The organism is Nocardiopsis sp. TSRI0078, from assembly GCF_001905145.1.
Taxonomy (GTDB): Bacteria; Actinomycetota; Actinomycetes; order Streptosporangiales; family Streptosporangiaceae; genus Nocardiopsis.
On record NZ_LWLB01000016.1, the window covers coordinates 1 to 18,290 of the forward strand.

An 18,290-nucleotide genomic window follows, 5' to 3' on the forward strand; every position below is an offset into this window, starting at 1 on the left:
CCGGGCGGTGGCCACGCGCTATGACAAGCTCGCCCTTCGCTACGAGGCCACCGTCCAGATCGCTGCCATCAACGAATGGCTCTGACTTCCCAAACAGGCCCTAGGCGGAACCGGCCCGGGGGCGCGTGGGTGCGCCGCCGGGGACGGCCCGGACCCCCGTTCCAGGGGCTGCCCGGCCGGTGGCCCCGAGACCGCCAGCGGCATGAGGCGGTGGGAGCCCGGTCTCCCCGAGACCGCGGGCAGCATGAGGCGGTGGGCCGAAGCCCCGGTCACAGGTCATAATGCGTGTGCGGGGAGAGGGTCCGGGCAGGCTGTCGGCGTGTGCGGAAATACCCCGGAAATATCCGCACGGCAGACTGGCTCTGGGACACTGTGTCCGGCCCGGCTCCGCGTACGGCGGGGCACGGACCGGACCGACCGGCATCGAGGAAGGTTGATCGTGAATCGACAGCAGGAATTCGTGCTCCGCACGTTGGAGGAGCGCGACATCCGGTTCGTGAGGCTGTGGTTCACCGACGTGCTCGGGTACCTCAAGTCCGTGGCGGTCGCTCCCGCCGAACTGGAGGCGGCCTTCTCCGAGGGCATCGGTTTCGACGGCTCCGCGATCGAGGGCTTCGCCCGCGTCTACGAGGCCGACATGCTGGCCCAGCCCGACCCCTCCACCTTCCAGGTGCTGCCCTGGCGCAACGAGCCGCACGGCACGGCGCGCATGTACTGCGACATCCTCATGCCGGACGGTTCGCCGTCCTCGGCGGACCCGCGCCACGTGCTCAAGCGCCAGCTCAGCAAGGCCTCCGACCTCGGGTTCACGTTCTACACCCACCCCGAGATCGAGTTCTACCTGCTCAAGAAGATGCCCGAGCAGGGCGAGTTCCCCGAGCCCAACGACTCGGGCGGCTACTTCGACCACACCCCCCACAACAGCGCGCACGACTTCCGGCGCAACGCCATCAACATGCTGGAGGCCATGGGCATCTCCGTGGAGTTCAGCCACCACGAGGGCGGCCCGGGGCAGCAGGAGATCGACCTGCGGTACGCCGACGCGCTGACCACCGCCGACAACATCATGACCTTCCGGCTCGTGATGAAGGAGGTGGCGATGGAGCAGGGCGTGTACGCGACGTTCATGCCCAAGCCGTTCACCGAGTACCCGGGCTCGGGCATGCACACGCACCTGTCGCTGTTCGAGGGCGACCGGAACGCCTTCTACGAGCCGGGCGCGGACTTCCAGCTCTCCAAGGTGGGGCGCGGGTTCATAGCGGGCCTGCTCCGGCACGCCGACGAGATCACGGCCATGACCAACCAGTGGGTCAACTCCTACAAACGCCTGTGGGACGACCCGGCGGCCTCCGCCGGCATGGGCGGCGAGGCCCCCGCCTACATCTGCTGGGGGCACAACAACCGCTCGGCGCTGGTGCGCGTGCCGATGTACAAGCCCGGCAAGTCCAACTCCAGCCGGATCGAGATCCGCTCGCTGGACACCGCCTGCAACCCCTACCTGGCCTACGCCGTCATCCTGGCCGCCGGGCTCAAGGGCATCGAGGAGGGCTACGAGCTGCCCCCGGGCGCGGAGGACGACGTGTGGGCCCTGACCGACGCCGAGCGCCGCGCGCTGGGCATCCGCCCGCTGCCGCAGAGCCTGGACGAGGCCCTGCGGATCATGGAGAACAGCGAGCTGGTCGCCGAGACCCTGGGCGAGCACGTCTTCGACTTCTTCCTGCGCAACAAGAAGGCGGAGTGGAACTCCTACCGCCGCCAGGTCACCCCGTACGAGCTGGCGCGGTACCTGCCGACTCTGTAGGGCGCGGCCCCCGGGCCCGCGCAGGCCCGGGGGGACCGTCCTCTTCGCACGCGGCGCAGCCGTGCCCACCCGCCCCGGACAGAAGATGACGGCCTTCTCCCAGCTCCGGCCGGGCGACCTTCACCGTAGGTACCTGTGGGATCCAGAGGCACCGCGCGGAGCGCACAGGCCTCCTTCGAACAAGGCTCCGGGAGAAGGGCCTGTGCGCTGGGAGGATTCCGCCGTCCGCGACCGCCCGCACACGGTTCCCGGGTGCGGGGCGGCCGTGCGAGCGCACCCGTACGACCGCCCCGACCCGCCCAGTGGTCAGGGTGTGTACACCTCCGGCCAGGGAGCGGGCTCCATGCCGTCCCCGATGAAGAAGCTCGGGTGCGGCGGCTGGTTGTAGGCGGTGTTCTGCCAGGCGACGGCCACCCGGTACTGGGTGTCGTGCATCAGGGTGGGCATCCGCAAGCCGGTGGGGACGGGCGTGGAGTAGATCCGCAGCGCCCGGTTGTCCTCGGTGCGCCAGAGGACCTCCTCACGCCAGTCACCGAGGATGTCGCCGCTCAGCGCCGGCGTGGACTTGGTGCCGTTGTTGGAGGCCACCCCGGAGCCGGCCAGCAGCCGGGTGTCGCCACCGGTCCCGTACTCGTCGATGCGGGTGCCGTCCAGCAGTTCCCGCAGCGGGTCGCCGTCCCACCAGCTCAGGAAGTTCGCCGAGGAGGGGGCGCGGACACCCGGACGGTCGCCCTCGGCGTCGTACACGCCGTTGATGCCGCCCCCCGTGACCCAGAACTCCGCACCCGGGTTGCCCGGCCACACGTCCGCGGCCACGCCCCGGCCGGGCCCCTCCTCACCGCCGGCGGTGGGCCTGCGCCAGACCACGTCGCCGGTGGCGGCGTCGGCCACGTAGGCGCCCGCCGCGCCTCCCGTGCGCTCGGTGATGGTGAAGACCTCCAGGCCGGAGCGGTCGGGCAGCAGGTCGCCCACGTGCATGGCGTCCCCGTGGCCGTGGCCGGTGCTCCACATCCCGCTGCCGTCGTCGTCGACGGCCATCGAGCCGTACATGACCTCGTCGCGGCCGTCGCCGTCGGCGTCGGCGATGCTCAACTGGTGGTTGCCCTGTCCGGCCCACCGCGACCCGGCGTCATCGCTGTCGAAGGTCCAGCGGCGGGTGAAGCGCCCGTCGCGCCAGTCCCAGGCCGCGATGACCGAGCGCGTGTAGTAGCCGCGCGCCATGACCAGGCTGGGCCGCCGGCCGTCCAGATAGGCGACACCCGCCAGGAACCGGTCCACCCGGTTGCCGTAGCAGTCGCCCCAGGCGCAGACGTCGCCGCGTCCGGGCACGTAGTCCACCGAGTCCAGTTCGGCCCCGCTGCGGCCGTCGAACATGGTGAGGAACTCCGGCCCGCGCAGGATGTAGCCGTCGCCGTTGCGGTGGTCGGCCCCGGCGTCGCCGATGACCCCGCCGGTGCCGTCGACGGTGCCGTCGGCCGTCTTCACGGCGACCTCGGCCCGCCCGTCCCCGTCGAAGTCGTAGACCTGGAACTGGGTGTAGTGCGCACCGGCGCGGATGTTGCGCCCCAGGTCGATGCGCCAGAGCCGCTCTCCGCTGAGCTCGTAGGCGTCGAGCAGCACGGGGCCGGTACGGCCCGCCTGGGAGTTGTCCTTGGCGTTGGTGGGCTCCCACTTCAGGACGATCTCGTACTCGCCGTCGCCGTCGAGGTCGCCCACGCTGGCGTCGTTGGCGTCGTAGGTGTAGCCGCTGCCGCCGGACGGGACGTCCAGGGGAACGTCCAGATAGCCGTCGCGCAGCGCCAGGGAGGTCGCCGAGGCCTCCGCCTCCTGGCCGTCGACCACGGGGCGGACCGTGTAGCGGGCGTCGGCGGCGGCGCCGCCGTCCAGGTAGGAGGTGGCCCCGGTGAGGGGTTGCGGGTTGAGGCGCGTGGAGCCGCGGTAGACGTTGAAGGCGACGTCCTCGGGGTCGGTGGCCAGCAGGCGCCAGCTCACCAGGTTGCCCCGCGTGCCGTGCACGCTCACCAGGCCGCGGTCCAGATCCTCGACCTGGCGCCCCTCTCCGGTGGTGGGCGGATCCTCGTCGTCGGGCGGTTCCTCGCCGGGGGGCTCCCCGGTGTCGCCGGTGCAGACGGTGCCGTTGAGCGTGAAGGACTCGGGCAGCACCGGGGTGCCGCCGTGAGAGCCGTTGAAGCCGAAGCCGACCGATCCTCCGGTGGCGATGGCGGCGTTCCACCCGGCGTCGTCCACGCTGACGCGGTCCCCGGAACCGGAGAACCCGCCGTTCCAGCCGCTGGTGACGCGCTCGCCCGCGGTGAAGTCCCACTCCACGGTCCAGCCGTCGACGGGATCACCGAGGTTGGTGACGGACACGGCGGCGGTGAAGCCGTCGTTCCACTGGTTCTGAACGGTGTAGTCGGCCTCGCAGCCGGCGGCGGCGGAAGCGGGGCCGGTCGCCACGGCGGCGAGCGCGGCGCCCGTGGCGAGGGCGGTCGCGAGGGAGGCGCCGCACCGTGTCCGATGGCGGGTGGCGGGGGGGTTGGGGGGCATGGGAAGGACACTCCTCACCGCATCCGGTGCCGACATGTCGCGGCGGCCCGGATGCGTCGATGTGATGGGAGCGCTCCCGAAAACAACGAGAACGTAACACGGGGAGTAGCGACGCGGCAACGGTCTTTTCTAAACCGATTTACTTCCGCACGGAGGATCTGAGTCCCGGCTGACACGGGATATCTGCCCGTCATACGTCCGGGAGTGAGGAAAGCGGAGCAGTTGGGGGCAAAACGTTTCAAGCCCGGGTCGCCCCCCGGTGGAACGGACGGTTCCGCGGGCCTTCGCCCGCGACGTCCCGGCGGAAGGGCGGGCGGGGTTCCGTCAGGGGTCACGCAACCAGGAGAGCGGGAAGGCGCAGGCCCACGCCACGGGGTTTCGCTCCCTGTGGACAACGCGGGGCCACCCCCGCTTCACCCTGGGCTGCTAACCTCCCGCGGCCGGGGCCGCACCGGCCCGGCCGCCGGAACTCCCCCTGCCCCGGGCCCCGGGCAGGCACAATCCCGGCCTTTCGCACCCCGCTCCCCCGCTGAGAGGATGCCACCATGAAGCCGCGTCCACGCCCGCCGACCAGGCCGGTGGCCTCCACCGCCACCCTCGTCCTGGCCGCGTCCGCCCTGGTGGCGGCACCCGCAGCCGCCGAGGTGTCGCCGTCGGTCCCCCCGCCGCCGGGATCGCACGAGGTGCGCTTCGCCACCTTCAACACCGCGCTGGAACGCCCTGGGCAGGGGGTGCTCGCCGAGGAGCTGGCCACCTCCGACAGCGAGCAGGCGCGCAACGTCGCCGAGATCATCCAGCACGTGCGCCCCGACGTCCTCCTGGTCAACGAGTTCGACTACGACGAGCAGGGGGACGGGCCCCGGCTGTTCCAGGACAACTACCTGTCCGTGGGCCAGAACGGCGCCGAGGCCATCGACTACCCGTACGTGTACTCCGCGCCCGTCAACACCGGAGTGGCCTCGGGCGTGGACCTCAACGGCGACGGCGAGGCGGTGACCGAGCCCGGCAGCCCCGCCTACGCCGAGGACGCCTTCGGGTACGGGCTCTTCCCCGGCCAGTACGGGATGGTCGTGTACTCGATGTACCCGATCGTCACCGAGGACGTGCGCACGTTCCAGACCTTCCGGTGGGCGGACATGCCCGGCGCGCTCCTGCCCACCGACCCCGAGACGGGCGAGTCCTACTACTCCCCCGAGGCCCTGGAGGTCCTGCGGCTGTCCTCCAAGAGCCACTGGGACCTGCCGATCGACACGGGCCGGGGCCGCCCGATCCACCTGCTGGCCAGCCACCCGACACCGCCGGCCTTCGACGGCCCGGAGAGGCGCAACGTCGCGCGCAACCACGACGAGATCCGCTTCTGGGCCGACTACGTCACCCCGCGCGCGGGCTCCTACGTCTACGACGACCAGGGCCGGCGCGGCGGCCTGCCCGTGGGCGCGCCGTTCGTCATCGCCGGGGACCTCAACGCCGACCCCAACGACGGCGACGGCCACCCGGACGCCATCACCCAGCTCCTGGACCACCCGGGGATCACCGACGTGCGCCCGTCCAGCCAGGGCGGCAGGGGCGCGGCCCAGCGCCAGGGCGGGGCCAACGACGGGCACGGGGGCGACCCGGTCCTGGACAGCGCCGACTTCGCGGACGAACCCGGCCCGGGCAACCTGCGCGTGGACTACGTGCTGCCCTCGCGGACCGTTCCGACCCGCTCCTCGGGGGTGTTCTGGCCGACCGTGGACGACCCCCTGTTCCGGCTGACCGGCGACTACCCCTTCCCCAGCTCCGACCACCGGATGGTATGGGTGGACGTGGTGCGCCACTAGCCCGCGCCGGGGGGACCGTCCGGTGGTCCGGCGCGTCGTGTCCGCCCCGGCCGTCAGGCCGCGCCGAGACTGGCGGCCAGGTCGTCGAGGCTCTCCACCTCCAGGTCGAAGGAGTCCTCCGCGCCGGGAGGGTCCCCGACCGGGCGTTCGACGTAGGCGGTCCTCATGCCCGCGGCCTGCGCCCCGCGGAGGTCCCAGGCATGGGCGGCGACCATGAGCAGGCGGTCCGGCGAGCAGCCCGCGTTGGCGATCGCGAGCCGGTAGACGTCGGGGTGGGGTTTGTAGCCGCGCGCGTCCTCGGCCGAGAGCACCTGGTGCCAGCGAAGCCCGGCGTGCGCGCTGATGCGGGTGAGGGCCGAATGGCTGGCGTTGGACAGGCCGACCACCGGGAAGCGCGAGGCGATCCGGTCCAGCGCCGGGACGGAGTCCGGCCACGGTTCCAGCCGCTGCGCGGAGGCCGCCAGCGCGCGGATCGCGTCCGCGTCGCCGACGCCGGCCTCGGCCGCGACGCGTGTCGCCGCCTCCAGGTCGATCGCCGTGCTGCCGACGTACGGGCGGCGGCCCGCGAGGATCTCCTGCTGCTGCTCGTCGATGTACCCGTACCACGCCTCGACGAGCTCGCCCGTCCTCGCCTCGTCGATGTCGGGGAGCAGTGTCCGGAGGCCGCGCCCGATCCCGCCGGGCTCGTCGACCATGGTCCCGAGAACGTCGAAGACGACCATGTCCGTGTCGGGGTGTGGGGCCACGGGAAGTACTCCTCGGAATCTGTCTGTACGGCCCGGAAGGTGCTGGGACCGGGTCGCCGGAGGGCCCGGGGAACTGCCGGGCCCGCCGGTGAGCATAGTGCGCGTGCTCCGTCGCGGCGGGCGGGGTGTCCGCCCGGGCGGCACGGGCGGCCCTCGTCCGCCGCGGTGGCCGCTCCGCACCCCCGACCCCGGTCGCGGAAGGGGTCCCGAGGCCGGGGGCCGGAGTCAGCTGGTGCGCGCGGCCTCCTCCTGGGCCACGGCCAGCCCGGCGCTGATGACCCTGTCCATGATGTCGGCCAACCGCTCCGGTCCCAGGCGCGGGGCGCGTTCGGCCATGCGCTCGACCAGTTCGCGCTCGCGCCGCATGTCGCGTCCGGCGAAGTAGCCGACCGGCTTGAGCCGCTGCACCCGGGCGGCCACGAGGGCACGGCGTTCGAGGAGTTCGGCGAGCTCGGCGTCCATTTGATCGATGCGCCCGCGCAACCGGCGGATCTGCTCGTCCGCGGAGAGGGCGGTGTGCGTCGGGGACGCGGGGGCGGGGTGGCTCTCGGACACGGTGTCTCCCTCGTGTGGGAACGGGCCGCCGTCGGGCCCGGTACGGACGCGGTGCGGCCGTACGTCCCCCGCGGAGCGGATGCGTGGAGAGCGTGTGCGGGACGTCGGCCGCCTGGAAAACGAAAGAGCACCGGGGCCCTGGCCCGGGTGCTCTGTTGCCGACGATCCCTGCTGCCGCCTACGTGCGAGCGGCCGACGGGAGCGTCGGCTGGCTAAACACGTGATAGCGGCGGATCATGCCGATGATCCTACCGGAACCGCCGCCGGGAACGCCACGGCGCGCCCGGGAAGGTCTTCTCTCCGTCCGCGTGGAGGGGGTGTCCGCTGGTCGTCCGCGGTCAGCCGTCCTGGGACCCGGACACGTCCTGGGCGCCGGGCACGCTGACCTGGATCATGAGGGCGGTCGCCTCGGCGGTGACCTCCCCGTGGGCGCGGATCCGTCCGGCCACGAAGACCTTGCGCCCCTCCACCCGCTCCACCCACGAGGTGACCTCCAGCGGGGTGAACAGCGGTGTGGGCCTGCGGTAGTCCACGTTCAGGTTGGCGGTGAGCCCGGGCGCGGTCTCGACGGCGGAGACGCTGCCGACGGCCTGGTCGAGCAGGGCCGCGATCCAGCCGCCGTGCACGAGACCGGGCGGGCCCTGGTAGACGGTGTTGAGGGTGACCTCGCCGCGCAGGCCCTCGGGGGTGCGCTCCAGCAGGAGAGGCGGAGCGGCGGGATTGGTGTCGCCGGCGACGATGTTGGTGATGGTGCCGAACTCGGTGTCGCCGGACTGGAGGTCGCGCTGGACCATGGTGCCGATCTGGCGCCGGGCGACGTTCAGCCCGTCGGTGAGGCCCTCGACGGTGGAGGCGGCCTCGGCGAGGGTGTCGGCGTCGGCCTCGGTGTTGGCGACGGCGTCGAGAAGCTCGTGGACACGGGCCACGAGGGAGCGGAGCTCAGCGGGGATCTGGGCCTGCTCGACCACCGGGAGGCCGAAGGCGCGGGGGTCGGGGCGCTCGGCTACCGATTGCGTGTTGACCGTCATGTGTTCCTCGTCGGATCGGCGTGTGCACGGGCGGCTGGGGGCACCACCACCGAACCGAATCCTACTCGGTAGTATTCCGCCTCGCCTGGCCAGGGCGGTGCGCTCCCCGTCACACGGGACGGAGACGGGGAGCACGGGCGGCGCCGTCAGCCCAGCTCACGCACCATGTGCAGGTGCGGGATCCCGGCGTCCAGGAACTCCTCGCCGTGAGCGGTGTACCCCAGCTGCGCGTAGAAGCCCAGCGCGTGCGTCTGCGCGTGCAGCTCCACCGTTCCCAGCCCGCGCTCGCGGGCGCGCTCCTCCACCGCGCGGACCAGCGCGGCGCCGGTGCCGTTGCCGCGCCCCTTGGGCAGGACCGCCAGGCGTCCGAGGAGGCCCACTCCGCCGCCCAGGTCCACCAGGCGCACCGTTCCCACGGGGACACCGCCGTCCAGGGCGAGGAGGTGGTCGGCGGTGGCGTCGCGCGCGTCCCACTCCTCCTCGACGGGCACCTGCTGCTCGGCGACGAACACGGCTCCCCGGATGACGAACACTGCGGCACGGTCGCGCTCGTCCCGTGCCAGGCGGATCTCGGTCGTAGTCATGCCCGCAGGTTAGCCCGCCGCCCGACCGCTCCCGCCCCACGGGTGGACCCGGACGCCCCCTCGGAAAACCCATGGGCAGTCCGCGGGGCCCGCGCGGGGCGGCGGGGCGCTGCGCGAAGGGCACTCGGCGGGAGGGCGGGGCGCCGGGGCGCGGCCGGATCCCTCGGCGGCGCTGCCTAACCTGGAGGTATGGGCATGCCCGGAGACGTCCACCCCGAGGTCGAGGACCCCGGCGCGGAGCACGCGCGCTACTGGCGCTTCTCCGGGCTGCCCGAGACCGAGCTCCTCACCGCGCGCTTCGTCACCACCGCGTTCACCCGGCACACCCACCCCACCTACACCATCGGGGTGATCACCAACGGCGTCGAGGAGTACTCGCACGCCCGGGGCCGGGAGCGGGTGGGCCCCGGCGGGTTGGCGGTGGTGGGCCCCGGGGAGGTGCACACCGGTCACGCGGGGGTTCCCGAGGGCTGGGGCTACCGGGTGTTCTACCCCTCCCCCGACGTGGTGACCGGCATCGCCCGCGAACTGGGGATGCGGGGCACCCCCGGGTTCACCGAGTCCGGTATCCACGCGCCCGAGGCCGCCCGGGTGCTGGCCACCGCGCACATGGCCGCCGAGCGCGGGGACCGGCTGGCCTCCTCCTCCCTCGCGCGGCAGGGGCTGGGCATGCTGCTGCGCTCCCACGGACGCGAGCGGGTGCCCGACCCGCTCCGGCGCACCGCCCGCCCCGAGGTGGAGCGGGCCCGGCGGCTCCTCGCCGAGCGCCTGGTGGATCCGCCCACCCTGGAGGAGCTCGCCTCCCGGCTGGGCATCGGGCCCTTCGCGCTGTCCCGTGCCTTCCGGGCCGTGCACGGGCTGCCGCCGCACGCCTACCTCAACCAGCTGCGGGTGGAGCGGGCGAGGGCGCTGCTCGCCTCCGGCCGCCGGGCGGGCGAGGTCGCCGTGGAGGTCGGTTTCGCCGACCAGCCGCACCTGACCCGCCACTTCAAGCGCCACCTCGGGGTGCCGCCCGGCGCCTACCAGCGCGCCCTGCTGTCCTCGTGAGGCCCCTCCGCTCCGGACGGGGCGGGCGGGAACACGGCCGTGCGCGGGCCGCCGGGGCGGGCAAGAACGTTCAAGACGCCGGGCGGCCCCTCCGCCTAGCGTCGGGCGCGTGAAAACCTTCTCTCTCCTTCGTTCGCCGGTGGTGCGCGACAGCATGGGGATCGGCGTCGCCGTGGGCGCCGCCGGCCTGGCCTTTGGCACCGCGTCCGTGACCGCCGGACTGTCCCCGGCGCAGTCCGTCTTCCTGAGCCTGTTCATGTTCACCGGGGCCTCCCAGTTCGCCCTGGTCGGGGTGGTCGCCGGAGGCGGCAGCCTGGTCGCGGGAGCGCTGGGGGCACTGCTCCTGGGCGCCCGCAACACCCTGTACGGGCTGCGCCTGGCGGACGTGCTGGGCTGGAGGGGCGCGCGGCGGGCGCTGGCCGCGCACGGGGTGATCGACGAGACCGCGGCAGTGACCCTGGTCCAGCCGGACCGGGAGTCGGCACGCACCGCGTTCGTGACGACCTACGCGGTGCTGGGCGGTTTCTGGGTGTCCACGACCCTGGTCGGCGCGCTGGCCACGGAGCGGGTGAGCGACGTCAGCGCGTTCGGGCTGGACGCGGTGGGCCCGGCGATCTTCCTGGGGCTGCTGTGGCCCCGCCTGCGCGAGGGCGGCGGCCGTACCTGGCTGATCGCGCTCCTCGGCGCGGGACTCGCCTTGGCCGCGACGCCGCTGCTTCCCTCCGGCGTCCCGGTCCTGCTCGCGGCCTCGGCCGCGCTGGTCGCTCTCATCGGCCCCGACACCGGAGCAAACGCCCCGGCCGGATCCTCCGGTGCCCCGCCCCGCGGGGCGGGGTCCGCGTCCGGCCCCGGGGAGAGCCGGCCTGAGGGGACACCGTCCGAGGAGGGCCTGCGCAAGGGGGTCCGGCCGTGACTCTGTGGATCGCGCTCATCGCCACCGCCGCGGGCTGCTACCTGCTCAAGTACGCGGGCCTGGCCGCGCCCCGGCGGCTCCTGGAAGACCCGCGGCTGCGCCGGTTCGCCACCGCCGTACCCATCGCGCTGCTGGCCGCGCTGATCGCGGTGGAGGCCCTGCGCGGTGAGGGGCAGGCGCTGGTCTGGGACACCGCCAGGATGAGCGGCCTGGGCGCCGCCGTCCTCGCCCTGGTCCTGCGCGCGCCCTTCCTCGTCGTGATCGTCGCCGCCGCGGCCACGACGGCGGGTCTGCGCGCCCTCGGCGTCGGCTGAACACTCGGGGGGCCGCCCGCGACCCCGTCTGGGAGGCCGCCGCGCCGCGGTCTCCCGGACGGAGCCCGGTCCCGGCGGCCTCCGCGCCCCCTCCGCCGACGGCCTGCGGCCGTCCACAGGCCGGTGCCCCGTCCTTGACCGGCCCGGGGCGGGCTGTCAAAGTCGGCCGCATACGCCCGGACGCGCCGCATACCGGTGCGCCGCGCCCTGAGGCACCGCGTGGACCTTGCGACGATGGAAGGAACTCCACCCCCATGGACACAGCCGCCGACCGCCCCCGACCGCCCACCGACACCGCCGCGCACGCGGTGGTGGACGTCCTGTCCGCGGCCGGGATCAGACGGTGCTACACCGTTCCCGGCGAGAGCTTCCTGGAGCTCGCCGACGCGATCGACCAGCATCCGCGCATGCAGCTGGTCTCCACACGGCACGAGAACGGCGCCGGGTTCATGGCCGAGGCCGAGGCCAAGCTCACCGGTGTCCCGGCGGTGGCCGCGGCCACCCGGGGGCCGGGAGCGTCCAACCTGGCGGTGGGCGTGCACACCGCCATGCAGGACTCCACCCCCATGGTCGTGTTCCTGGGCCAGGCCGAGACCGACCGGCTGGGCAGGGAGGCCTTCCAGGAGGTGGACCTCACCGCGTTCTACGCGCCCATCACCAAGTGGTCCACCACCGTGCACCGGGCCGACCGACTCGCGGAGACCACCGCACGGGCGCTGCGCGTGGCCACCACCGGGCGGCCCGGTCCGGTCGCCATCGCGGTGCCCGGCGACCTGTTCGGCCGGCGGGTGGGGGCCCAGGATCCGCCGGAGCCGCACGTGGTGCCGCGCCCCGTCCTGGGCGAGGCGGCCCGGGACCGGCTGGCGACCTGGCTGGCCAGGGCGGTACGCCCGGTGATCATCGCGGGGGGCGGCGCACGCGCGGCCCGCGAGGACCTCGTCCGGGTCGCCGAGCGCTTCAACACCGGCGTGTACGCGGCCTGGAGGCGCCAGGACGTGTTCCCCAACGACCACCCGCTCTACCTCGGCCACCTGGGGCTGGGGTGCCCTCCCCCGGTGCTGAACGCACTGTCGGAGGCCGACGCGGTCCTGGTCGTCGGGTGTCGGATGAGTGAGACCACCACGCAGGGGTACCGGCTGCCCGAACCGGGCCCGCACGTACGGGTCGCGCAGATCGACATCGATCCCGGACAGGTGGGGGCCACAGCCGACCTGTGGTTCGGCGCGGTCGCCGACGCCGGGGAGGCCCTGCGCGAGCTGGCCGCCGCCCCGGTGCAGGCGCCCTACCGGGACTGGAGTTCGGCGCGGCGGACGTGGGTGGACACCGCCACCGTGCCGCCCCAGGCGTCCGAGGGCACCGGTTCCCGGCTGCACCCGTGGGCGGTGGTCGCGGGGATGCGCGCGGCGCTGCCCGAGGACGCGCTGATCACCAACGACGCGGGCAACTTCGCCTCCTTCCTGCACCGGGGCTGGTGGTTCCGGCACCCCCGCACCCAGTTGGCGCCGACCAGCGGGGCCATGGGCTACGCCGTACCCGCCGCGGTGGCGGCCAAGATCGCCGCCCCGGACCGGACGGTGGTGGCGGTGGCCGGTGACGGCGGCACCCTGATGACCGGGCAGGAGCTGGAGACCGCGGTGCGCATGGGCGCGCCGATCACCGTGGTGGTGTTCCAGAACGGGCTGTACGGCACGATCGCCATGCACCAGGCCCGCGAGCTGGGCCGGATCGCGGGGACCCGGATCAGCGGGCCGCTGGACCTGGCCGGGTTCGCCCGTTCGCTGGGGGCGCGGGGCGCGACCGTGCACACCCGGGAGGAGCTGGAGAAGGCGCTGGCGGAGTCGGTGGAGGCGGACCTGCCCACCCTGGTCGACGTACGGACGGATCCGGAGGTGATCAGCCCGTCCGCCACCCTGTCCGGCCTGCTGGGCGGCTGAGGAGGCGCGACCGCCGCCCGCGGCGGCCTCCTCGGCCCCTCCGCGGAGCCCCGCGGAGGGTCAGTCCCCGTAGGCGGCGGCCGCCTCGCGCAGGGCGCGGACGGTGGCGCGGATCCCCGGCCGCCGGGAGGCGTCGGTGCGCCAGAACACGTACACCTGGCGCACCAGCGCGGGCTGCACGGGCACCACCCGTACGCCCTCCGGCAGGGGTCCGCGCCCCAGGCGGGGCATGACGGCGGCACCGATCCCGGCGGCGATGAGCGCCATCTTGGTCTGGTGCTCCTCCACGTTGTGGATGATGGTGGGCTCGCCTCCGCGCGCCCGGATCATGCCGTGCAGCCAGTCGTCGCAGACCGATCCGCGCGACCAGCTGATCCAGGGCAGGTCGAGGATCTCCTCCGGGGCGAGGATCTCGCGGTGGGCGAGGGGGTGGTCGGCGGGCAGGGCGATGTCCCCGACGTCCTCCATGAGCGGGGTACGGCTCATGCCGCTGGGCAGGCTCAGCGGGGCACCGACCCAGTCGATGACCATGGCCAGATCGGCGTCCCCCCGGGCCATGGCGGGCACGCTCTCGTGCGGTTCCTCCTCGTGCAGCTCCACGCGCAGGCCGGGATGGGCCTCGCGCAGGGAGGCGAGCGCGTGCGGGAGGAGTCCGCGCACGGCGGTGGGGGCGGCGGACAGGCGCAGGTGGCCCGTGACGTCGTCGCGGTGCGCCTCCAGGTCGGCCTCGGCGCGCTGGACCATGGACAGGATCCTGGCGGTGTGCTCGACCAGGAGTTCGGCGGCGTCGGTGAGGCGGACGCCGCGGCCGTTGCGTTCGACGAGGGGCTGTCCGACCTCGCGTTCGAGTTTGGTGAGCTGCTGGGAGACCGCGGAGTTGGTGACGTGGAGGGCTTCGGCGGCGGCACTGAGGGAGCCGTGCGCCGCGATGGTGTGGAGGACCCGGAGCCGGTCGACACTGAGCATGTAAGCGACTCTAACTCCAGGCTTAAGAAATACGAAGTAGACCTAATACCCCGGCTGGCGCTAGAAACGTCCCATGCCCGCTGTCTCCCCTGTGTCCGCCCCGTCCGGTGCCCCGCGCCGCCTGCGCCCGCTGTCCGACTGGCGTGCCAAGTTCGTCCTCCTCGCCCTGATCTGGGGCCTGAGCTTCCTCTTCATGAAGGTCGCCGCCGAGGCCCTCTCCCCCATGCAGATCGCCCTCGGGCGCATGGTCACCGGGACCGTCCCCCTGCTGGCGGCCCTGCTGCTGCGGGGCGGACGCCTGCCGACCTCACCGCGCCTGTGGGGCCACCTGTTCGTGTCGGCCCTGCTGCTCAACACGGTCCCCTTCACCCTGTTCGGGTACGCCGCGCACCTGATCCCCTCCGCCCTCATGGGGATCGTGAACGCCTCGACGCCGCTCTTCGGCGTGGTGTTCTCGATGCTCCTGCTCTCCGACGAGCGCCCCGACCGCGACCGGGTCCTCGGCCTGGGCATCGGCTTCCTGGGCGTGCTCACCGTGTTCGGAGTGTGGGACTCCCTCGGCGAGGTGTCCGTGGGCGACCGCGACGCCGTGCTCGGCATGCTGTTCGTCGTGGGAGCCACCGCCTGCTACGGGATCGGCACACCCTACCTGCGCCGCTTCGTGGCGGGCAGCGCGCACGGCGCCCTGGAGCTGAGCACCCTGCAGCTGCTGCTGGGCTCCGTCCCGCTGGCGCTGCTGGTCCCGGTGCTCACCGAGGCGCCCACGGGCCTGACATGGCAGGTGGTGGTGTCGGTGGGCGTCCTGGGCGCCCTCGGTACCGGCTTCGCCTACGTCCTGCAGTACGCGATCGTGCGGGAGGCCGGAGCGACCGTGGCGACCACGGTCACCTACGTGGCCCCGGTCGTGGCGATCACCGCCGGAATCGTGCTGATGGGCGAGACCCTGAGCTGGAACCAGCCGCTGGGCGCGGTGGTCATCATCCTCGGCGCCGCGCTGTGCCAGGGGATGGTCCGCACCCGGTACGTCACCGTGCTCGTGCGGAGAGGGTGACGGCATCGTCCGGGACCGGTCCCGGACGATGCCGCCGGGGACGGCCGGTGGCCGACCCCCCGCTCCGGCCGGGTTCAGTCCTCGCGCAGGGCGTCGACGGCGGAGGCGAGGTCGTCGGGGTAGGGACTGGAGAACTCCACCGGGCGGTGCTCGGTGGGGTGGTCGAAGCCCAGCCGTACCGCGTGCAGCCACTGGCGGCGCACACCCAGCCGCGCGGCCAGCGTCGGGTCGGCGCCGTAGAGCATGTCGCCCACGCACGGGTGCCGCAGCGCGGCCATGTGCACCCGGATCTGGTGGGTACGGCCCGTCTCCAGCTTGATCTCCAGCAGGCTGGCCGCCCGGAAGGCCTCCTGCGTGTCGTAGTGCGTCACCGACGGGCGCCCGCCCGCGACCACGGCCCAGCGCCCGTCACCGGACGGGTGCCGGTCGATCGGCGCGTCCACGGTCCCCCGGAACGGGTCCGGGTGCCCCTGGACGAGCGTGTGGTAGCGCTTGTCCACGGTGCGCTCCTTGAACGCCCGCTTGAGCACGCTGTAGGCGGTCTCGCTCTTGGCGACCACCATCAGGCCGGTGGTGTTGGCGTCCAGCCGGTGCACGATGCCCTGGCGCTCGGCGGCGCCGCCGGTGGCCACCTGCACCCCGGAGGCCAGGAGGCCCTCCAGGACGCTGGGCCCGGTCCAGCCGACCGTGGGGTGGGCCACCACGCCGACCGGCTTGTCCACCACGATGATGTCGGCGTCCTCGTGCACGATCCGCATGCCCGGGACGGGCTCGGGGCGCGGGACGGGGGCGGTGGGCGGCGGTGGAAGGGTGATCTCCAGCCAGGCCCCCGCCTGGACGCGGTCGGACTTGCCCGCCTCGGAGCCGTCCACCAGTACGCCGCCGTCGCCGATGATCTCGGCGGCACGGGTACGGGACAGGCCGAACATGCGGGCGATGGCCGAGTCGAGCCGGTCGCCCTCCAGACCGTCGGGCACCGGCAGGCTGCGGGTGTCGCTCACTGGTCTCTCCCCCCTCTCGTGTCGTCCTCGGCGGTGTCGGGTTCCCCGCCGCCTCCGCCGCGCTCGTCCACGACGACGCTGCCGTCCAGGTTGACCCCCCGGAAGGTCAGCGCCACCACCAGGACCGCGCCCACGACCACGCACGAGTCGGCGATGTTGAAGACCGGGAAGTTCCCCACGCTGATGAAGTCGACCACCGCGCCGTGGAAGGGGGCGGGCTCGCGGAAGAAGCGGTCCAGCAGGTTGCCGGCGGCGCCGCCCATCATCAGGCCGAGCGTCACCGCCCACCAACCGCTGCGCACGCGCAGGCCCATGTAGCCGATGGTGAGGACCACGAGGCTGGCGATGCAGGTGAACACCCACGTGAAGTCGGTACCCATGGAGAAGGCGGCACCGGTGTTGAACACCAGGGTGAACTGGAGGACGCTGCCGATGACGTCGAGTCTCTCGCCCTCGGAGAAGGACGCCAGGACCCACTCCTTGGTGAGGAGGTCGACGCCGATCGCGGCGAGCGCGACGAGCAGCAGGAGAAGGTACCTGCGCGGACGGACGCCGGCGTTGTCGGTCGTGGTCATGTTGCTGTCCCCGGAGGGCTCTACCTCAGTCAGCGACGCTCCTCGCGCTGTTTGCAGGTGACACACGGGGGCGTGCGCGGAAGAGGCCCGAAGGCGTGCCTCCCCGACGGCCCGGCCGCATGGGTCGCAGATCCCGTGGGTTCCCGCGTCCATCCGTTCGATCGCCCGCCCGCCTCTGGCGAACAGGTCACGAGTATTGTAGGCCAACGCCGGATCCCGTTCGCGCTGGCAGGCCCCGACCCGGACCCCGCCAGGCCGCCGGCCCCTCCTCCGGGCCGCGGCACGGACCGGATCCCGAGGGCCCGCGCGGCCCACCGGTACGAGGCGGCGCGTCCCTCAGAACTTCCGGTGATACCGCACACGGGGCAGGACCACCCCGTTGATCGGCCCATCCTCGGTGACGGTTCCGTCGGGCTCCCAGCCGTGGGCGGCGTAGAAGCGCCGGGCCCGCGGGTTGTCCCTGAGCACCCACAGGACGGCCTCGGTGTGTCCCGCCGCGGCGACGGCCTCGTGCACGTCGGCGATCAGCCGTCGGTTGCCCCCGCTCCCCCACACCTCGGGGAGGGAGTAGAAGGCCTCCAGTTCGAGCAGGGGCCCGGCGCCCTCCCCGTTCTCCCCGGCGGGGGCGAAGCAGGCGAAGGCCACCACCCCGCCGTCCTCCTCGGCCACCAGCATCCCCGCACCCGGCCAGACGGCCCCGCCGAACCACTGCGACCACCGGGCGCCCCGCCGGGCGGCGTCCATGGCGTCCAGGTAGTCCTGCGGGACCAGGCCCCGGTAGGCGGCCCGCCAGGAACGGATCTGCACCTCGGCGACGGCCGGTCCGTCCTCGGGCGCGGCTCTGCGAATCAGCATGCCCGTATTCTCACGGCCGCGGCCGTGCGCACCAAGCCGTTTTCGCACGTCCGGGGCGTGGCCGGGCCCGTACCGGGTTCACTCCGCGGCCGCGAAACCTCCGTAGTCCTCCGCCAGCGCCGCCAGGTGGGGCTCGTCGAACACCGCCGGACCGCCGTGCGGACCCGTGTGCACCTCGATCACCCAGTCCACGTCCTCGGCGTCGTCCTCGCCCGCGAGCATGTCGCGGTGCACCAGGCACGGCTCGTACCCCTGCTCCAGGAGCTGTTCGGCCAGCTCCTCGGCGTCCTCACGGTCCGACAGCGTCACCAGGACCGCTCCCCGCACGCCCTCCGCCATGACGGCCCTCCTTCCACGAACTGCGCGGCGGCTCCCGCCCGCTGCGTTATCCTGACTCCGATGGTGTCGATGGGGACGAGTAGTGCTGGCCCCGACCGGACGGACACAGCCTAGGAGGGCTGGCCCGGCCAAGCGACCCGGGGGCGGTGGGAGCCCGGGGGCACGACCAGCGCGAAGATCACCCCGGAGCCGCCGGAGGAACAGGCGCCCGCGC

The 18,290-nt window shown here is 73.3% G+C and carries 17 protein-coding genes and 1 pseudogene; 7 read left to right on the forward strand and 11 right to left on the reverse strand.

The genetic code is table 11. The annotated features are described in order from the left end of the window. The first annotated feature begins 439 nt into the window (after positions 1-439). A complete protein-coding gene (locus A6A08_RS13480) occupies positions 440-1,801 on the forward strand; it encodes a glutamine synthetase family protein (protein WP_199866925.1) in 1,362 nt (453 codons plus the stop codon). A 306-nt stretch (positions 1,802-2,107) separates the two neighbouring features. Here A6A08_RS13480 and A6A08_RS13485 read toward each other — a convergent pair whose 3' ends face one another. Beyond that, positions 2,108-4,348 carry a cellulose binding domain-containing protein gene (locus A6A08_RS13485; RefSeq protein ID WP_073702943.1) on the reverse strand — a complete coding sequence of 747 codons (2,241 nt, stop codon included), beginning with the start codon at positions 4,346-4,348 and terminating at the stop codon, positions 2,108-2,110. 545 nt (positions 4,349-4,893) lie between these two features. Between A6A08_RS13485 and A6A08_RS13490 the strand changes: the two genes are divergently transcribed. After that, entirely contained in the window at positions 4,894-6,168 is a 1,275-nt protein-coding gene (locus tag A6A08_RS13490; protein ID WP_073702944.1) for an endonuclease/exonuclease/phosphatase family protein, read from the forward strand. 53 nt (positions 6,169-6,221) lie between these two features. Here the strand turns inward: A6A08_RS13490 and A6A08_RS13495 are convergent, their stop codons facing one another. The 4 genes from A6A08_RS13495 to A6A08_RS13510 all read right to left on the reverse strand — a co-directional run bounded on the left by A6A08_RS13495 (position 6,222) and on the right by A6A08_RS13510 (position 9,081). Continuing rightward, positions 6,222-6,890, reverse strand: coding sequence for a haloacid dehalogenase type II (locus A6A08_RS13495; RefSeq protein ID WP_073702974.1), 669 nt, complete (start codon positions 6,888-6,890; stop codon positions 6,222-6,224). 249 nt (positions 6,891-7,139) lie between these two features. Then, complete coding sequence (locus A6A08_RS13500; protein WP_073702945.1) at positions 7,140-7,469, reverse strand: chorismate mutase; 330 nt, start codon at positions 7,467-7,469, stop codon at positions 7,140-7,142. Between the two features lie 338 nt (positions 7,470-7,807). Next, the gene (locus A6A08_RS13505) at positions 7,808-8,497 is read right to left on the reverse strand and encodes a PaaI family thioesterase (RefSeq protein ID WP_073702946.1); all 690 of its coding nucleotides are present in this window, start codon (positions 8,495-8,497) and stop codon (positions 7,808-7,810) included. Between the two features lie 146 nt (positions 8,498-8,643). Continuing rightward, a complete protein-coding gene (locus tag A6A08_RS13510; protein ID WP_073702947.1) occupies positions 8,644-9,081 on the reverse strand; it encodes a GNAT family N-acetyltransferase in 438 nt (145 codons plus the stop codon). A gap of 195 nt (positions 9,082-9,276) precedes the next feature. On the opposite strand from A6A08_RS13510, the gene A6A08_RS13515 reads away from it, so the two are divergent. The 4 genes from A6A08_RS13515 to A6A08_RS13530 all read left to right on the forward strand — a co-directional run bounded on the left by A6A08_RS13515 (position 9,277) and on the right by A6A08_RS13530 (position 13,289). Next, a complete protein-coding gene (locus A6A08_RS13515; RefSeq protein WP_073702948.1) occupies positions 9,277-10,128 on the forward strand; it encodes an AraC family transcriptional regulator in 852 nt (283 codons plus the stop codon). A gap of 142 nt (positions 10,129-10,270) precedes the next feature. Beyond that, entirely contained in the window at positions 10,271-11,041 is a 771-nt protein-coding gene (locus A6A08_RS13520; RefSeq protein ID WP_073702975.1) for an AzlC family ABC transporter permease, read from the forward strand. Continuing rightward, positions 11,038-11,355: an AzlD domain-containing protein gene (locus tag A6A08_RS13525; RefSeq protein WP_073702949.1), complete on the forward strand. Its 318-nt coding sequence runs from the start codon at positions 11,038-11,040 to the stop codon at positions 11,353-11,355. The genes A6A08_RS13520 and A6A08_RS13525 overlap by 4 nt, the downstream gene beginning before the upstream one ends. A gap of 254 nt (positions 11,356-11,609) precedes the next feature. After that, positions 11,610-13,289 (forward strand): thiamine pyrophosphate-dependent enzyme, encoded by a 1,680-nt coding sequence (locus A6A08_RS13530; protein WP_073702950.1) that lies wholly within the window; start codon positions 11,610-11,612, stop codon positions 13,287-13,289. 60 nt (positions 13,290-13,349) lie between these two features. Here A6A08_RS13530 and A6A08_RS13535 read toward each other — a convergent pair whose 3' ends face one another. After that, the gene (locus tag A6A08_RS13535) at positions 13,350-14,255 is read right to left on the reverse strand and encodes a LysR family transcriptional regulator (protein WP_073702951.1); all 906 of its coding nucleotides are present in this window, start codon (positions 14,253-14,255) and stop codon (positions 13,350-13,352) included. 73 nt (positions 14,256-14,328) lie between these two features. Between A6A08_RS13535 and A6A08_RS13540 the strand changes: the two genes are divergently transcribed. Then, the gene (locus A6A08_RS13540) at positions 14,329-15,306 is read left to right on the forward strand and encodes a DMT family transporter (RefSeq protein WP_073702952.1); all 978 of its coding nucleotides are present in this window, start codon (positions 14,329-14,331) and stop codon (positions 15,304-15,306) included. Positions 15,307-15,380: 74 nt separating this feature from the next. Here the strand turns inward: A6A08_RS13540 and A6A08_RS13545 are convergent, their stop codons facing one another. From A6A08_RS13545 to A6A08_RS13560, 5 genes and pseudogenes are all read right to left on the reverse strand, one after another. Next, the gene (locus A6A08_RS13545) at positions 15,381-16,307 is read right to left on the reverse strand and encodes an RluA family pseudouridine synthase (RefSeq protein WP_073702953.1); all 927 of its coding nucleotides are present in this window, start codon (positions 16,305-16,307) and stop codon (positions 15,381-15,383) included. Then, positions 16,304-16,882 carry a signal peptidase II gene (gene lspA, locus A6A08_RS13550; protein WP_073702954.1) on the reverse strand — a complete coding sequence of 193 codons (579 nt, stop codon included), beginning with the start codon at positions 16,880-16,882 and terminating at the stop codon, positions 16,304-16,306. Before lspA ends, A6A08_RS13545 begins: the two co-directional genes overlap by 4 nt. A 29-nt stretch (positions 16,883-16,911) precedes the next feature. Next, a pseudogene (locus tag A6A08_RS28815) lies at positions 16,912-17,176 on the reverse strand (TraR/DksA C4-type zinc finger protein); the annotation flags it as partial. A 42-nt stretch (positions 17,177-17,218) separates the two neighbouring features. Next, positions 17,219-17,737 carry a GNAT family N-acetyltransferase gene (locus A6A08_RS13555; protein WP_073702955.1) on the reverse strand — a complete coding sequence of 173 codons (519 nt, stop codon included), beginning with the start codon at positions 17,735-17,737 and terminating at the stop codon, positions 17,219-17,221. 78 nt (positions 17,738-17,815) lie between these two features. Continuing rightward, positions 17,816-18,076, reverse strand: a complete 261-nt coding sequence (locus A6A08_RS13560; protein WP_073702956.1) for a hypothetical protein — start codon at positions 18,074-18,076, stop codon at positions 17,816-17,818. Positions 18,077-18,290: the final 214 nt, after the last annotated feature.

What these genes read in the sequence shown, in the direction of transcription:
- A6A08_RS13485 (WP_073702943.1), bottom strand. Translation starts at nt 4,348, where the DNA reads ATGCCCCCCAACCCCCCCGCCACCCGCCATCGGACACGGTGCGGCGCC.
- A6A08_RS13490 (WP_073702944.1), top strand. Translation starts at nt 4,894, where the DNA reads ATGAAGCCGCGTCCACGCCCGCCGACCAGGCCGGTGGCCTCCACCGCC.
- A6A08_RS13495 (WP_073702974.1), bottom strand. Translation starts at nt 6,890, where the DNA reads ATGGTCGTCTTCGACGTTCTCGGGACCATGGTCGACGAGCCCGGCGGG.
- A6A08_RS13505 (WP_073702946.1), bottom strand. Translation starts at nt 8,497, where the DNA reads ATGACGGTCAACACGCAATCGGTAGCCGAGCGCCCCGACCCCCGCGCC.
- A6A08_RS13510 (WP_073702947.1), bottom strand. Translation starts at nt 9,081, where the DNA reads ATGACTACGACCGAGATCCGCCTGGCACGGGACGAGCGCGACCGTGCC.
- A6A08_RS13515 (WP_073702948.1), top strand. Translation starts at nt 9,277, where the DNA reads ATGCCCGGAGACGTCCACCCCGAGGTCGAGGACCCCGGCGCGGAGCAC.
- A6A08_RS13530 (WP_073702950.1), top strand. Translation starts at nt 11,610, where the DNA reads ATGGACACAGCCGCCGACCGCCCCCGACCGCCCACCGACACCGCCGCG.
- A6A08_RS13535 (WP_073702951.1), bottom strand. Translation starts at nt 14,255, where the DNA reads ATGCTCAGTGTCGACCGGCTCCGGGTCCTCCACACCATCGCGGCGCAC.
- A6A08_RS13540 (WP_073702952.1), top strand. Translation starts at nt 14,329, where the DNA reads ATGCCCGCTGTCTCCCCTGTGTCCGCCCCGTCCGGTGCCCCGCGCCGC.
- lspA (WP_073702954.1), bottom strand. Translation starts at nt 16,882, where the DNA reads ATGACCACGACCGACAACGCCGGCGTCCGTCCGCGCAGGTACCTTCTC.
- A6A08_RS13555 (WP_073702955.1), bottom strand. Translation starts at nt 17,737, where the DNA reads ATGCTGATTCGCAGAGCCGCGCCCGAGGACGGACCGGCCGTCGCCGAG.
- A6A08_RS13560 (WP_073702956.1), bottom strand. Translation starts at nt 18,076, where the DNA reads ATGGCGGAGGGCGTGCGGGGAGCGGTCCTGGTGACGCTGTCGGACCGT.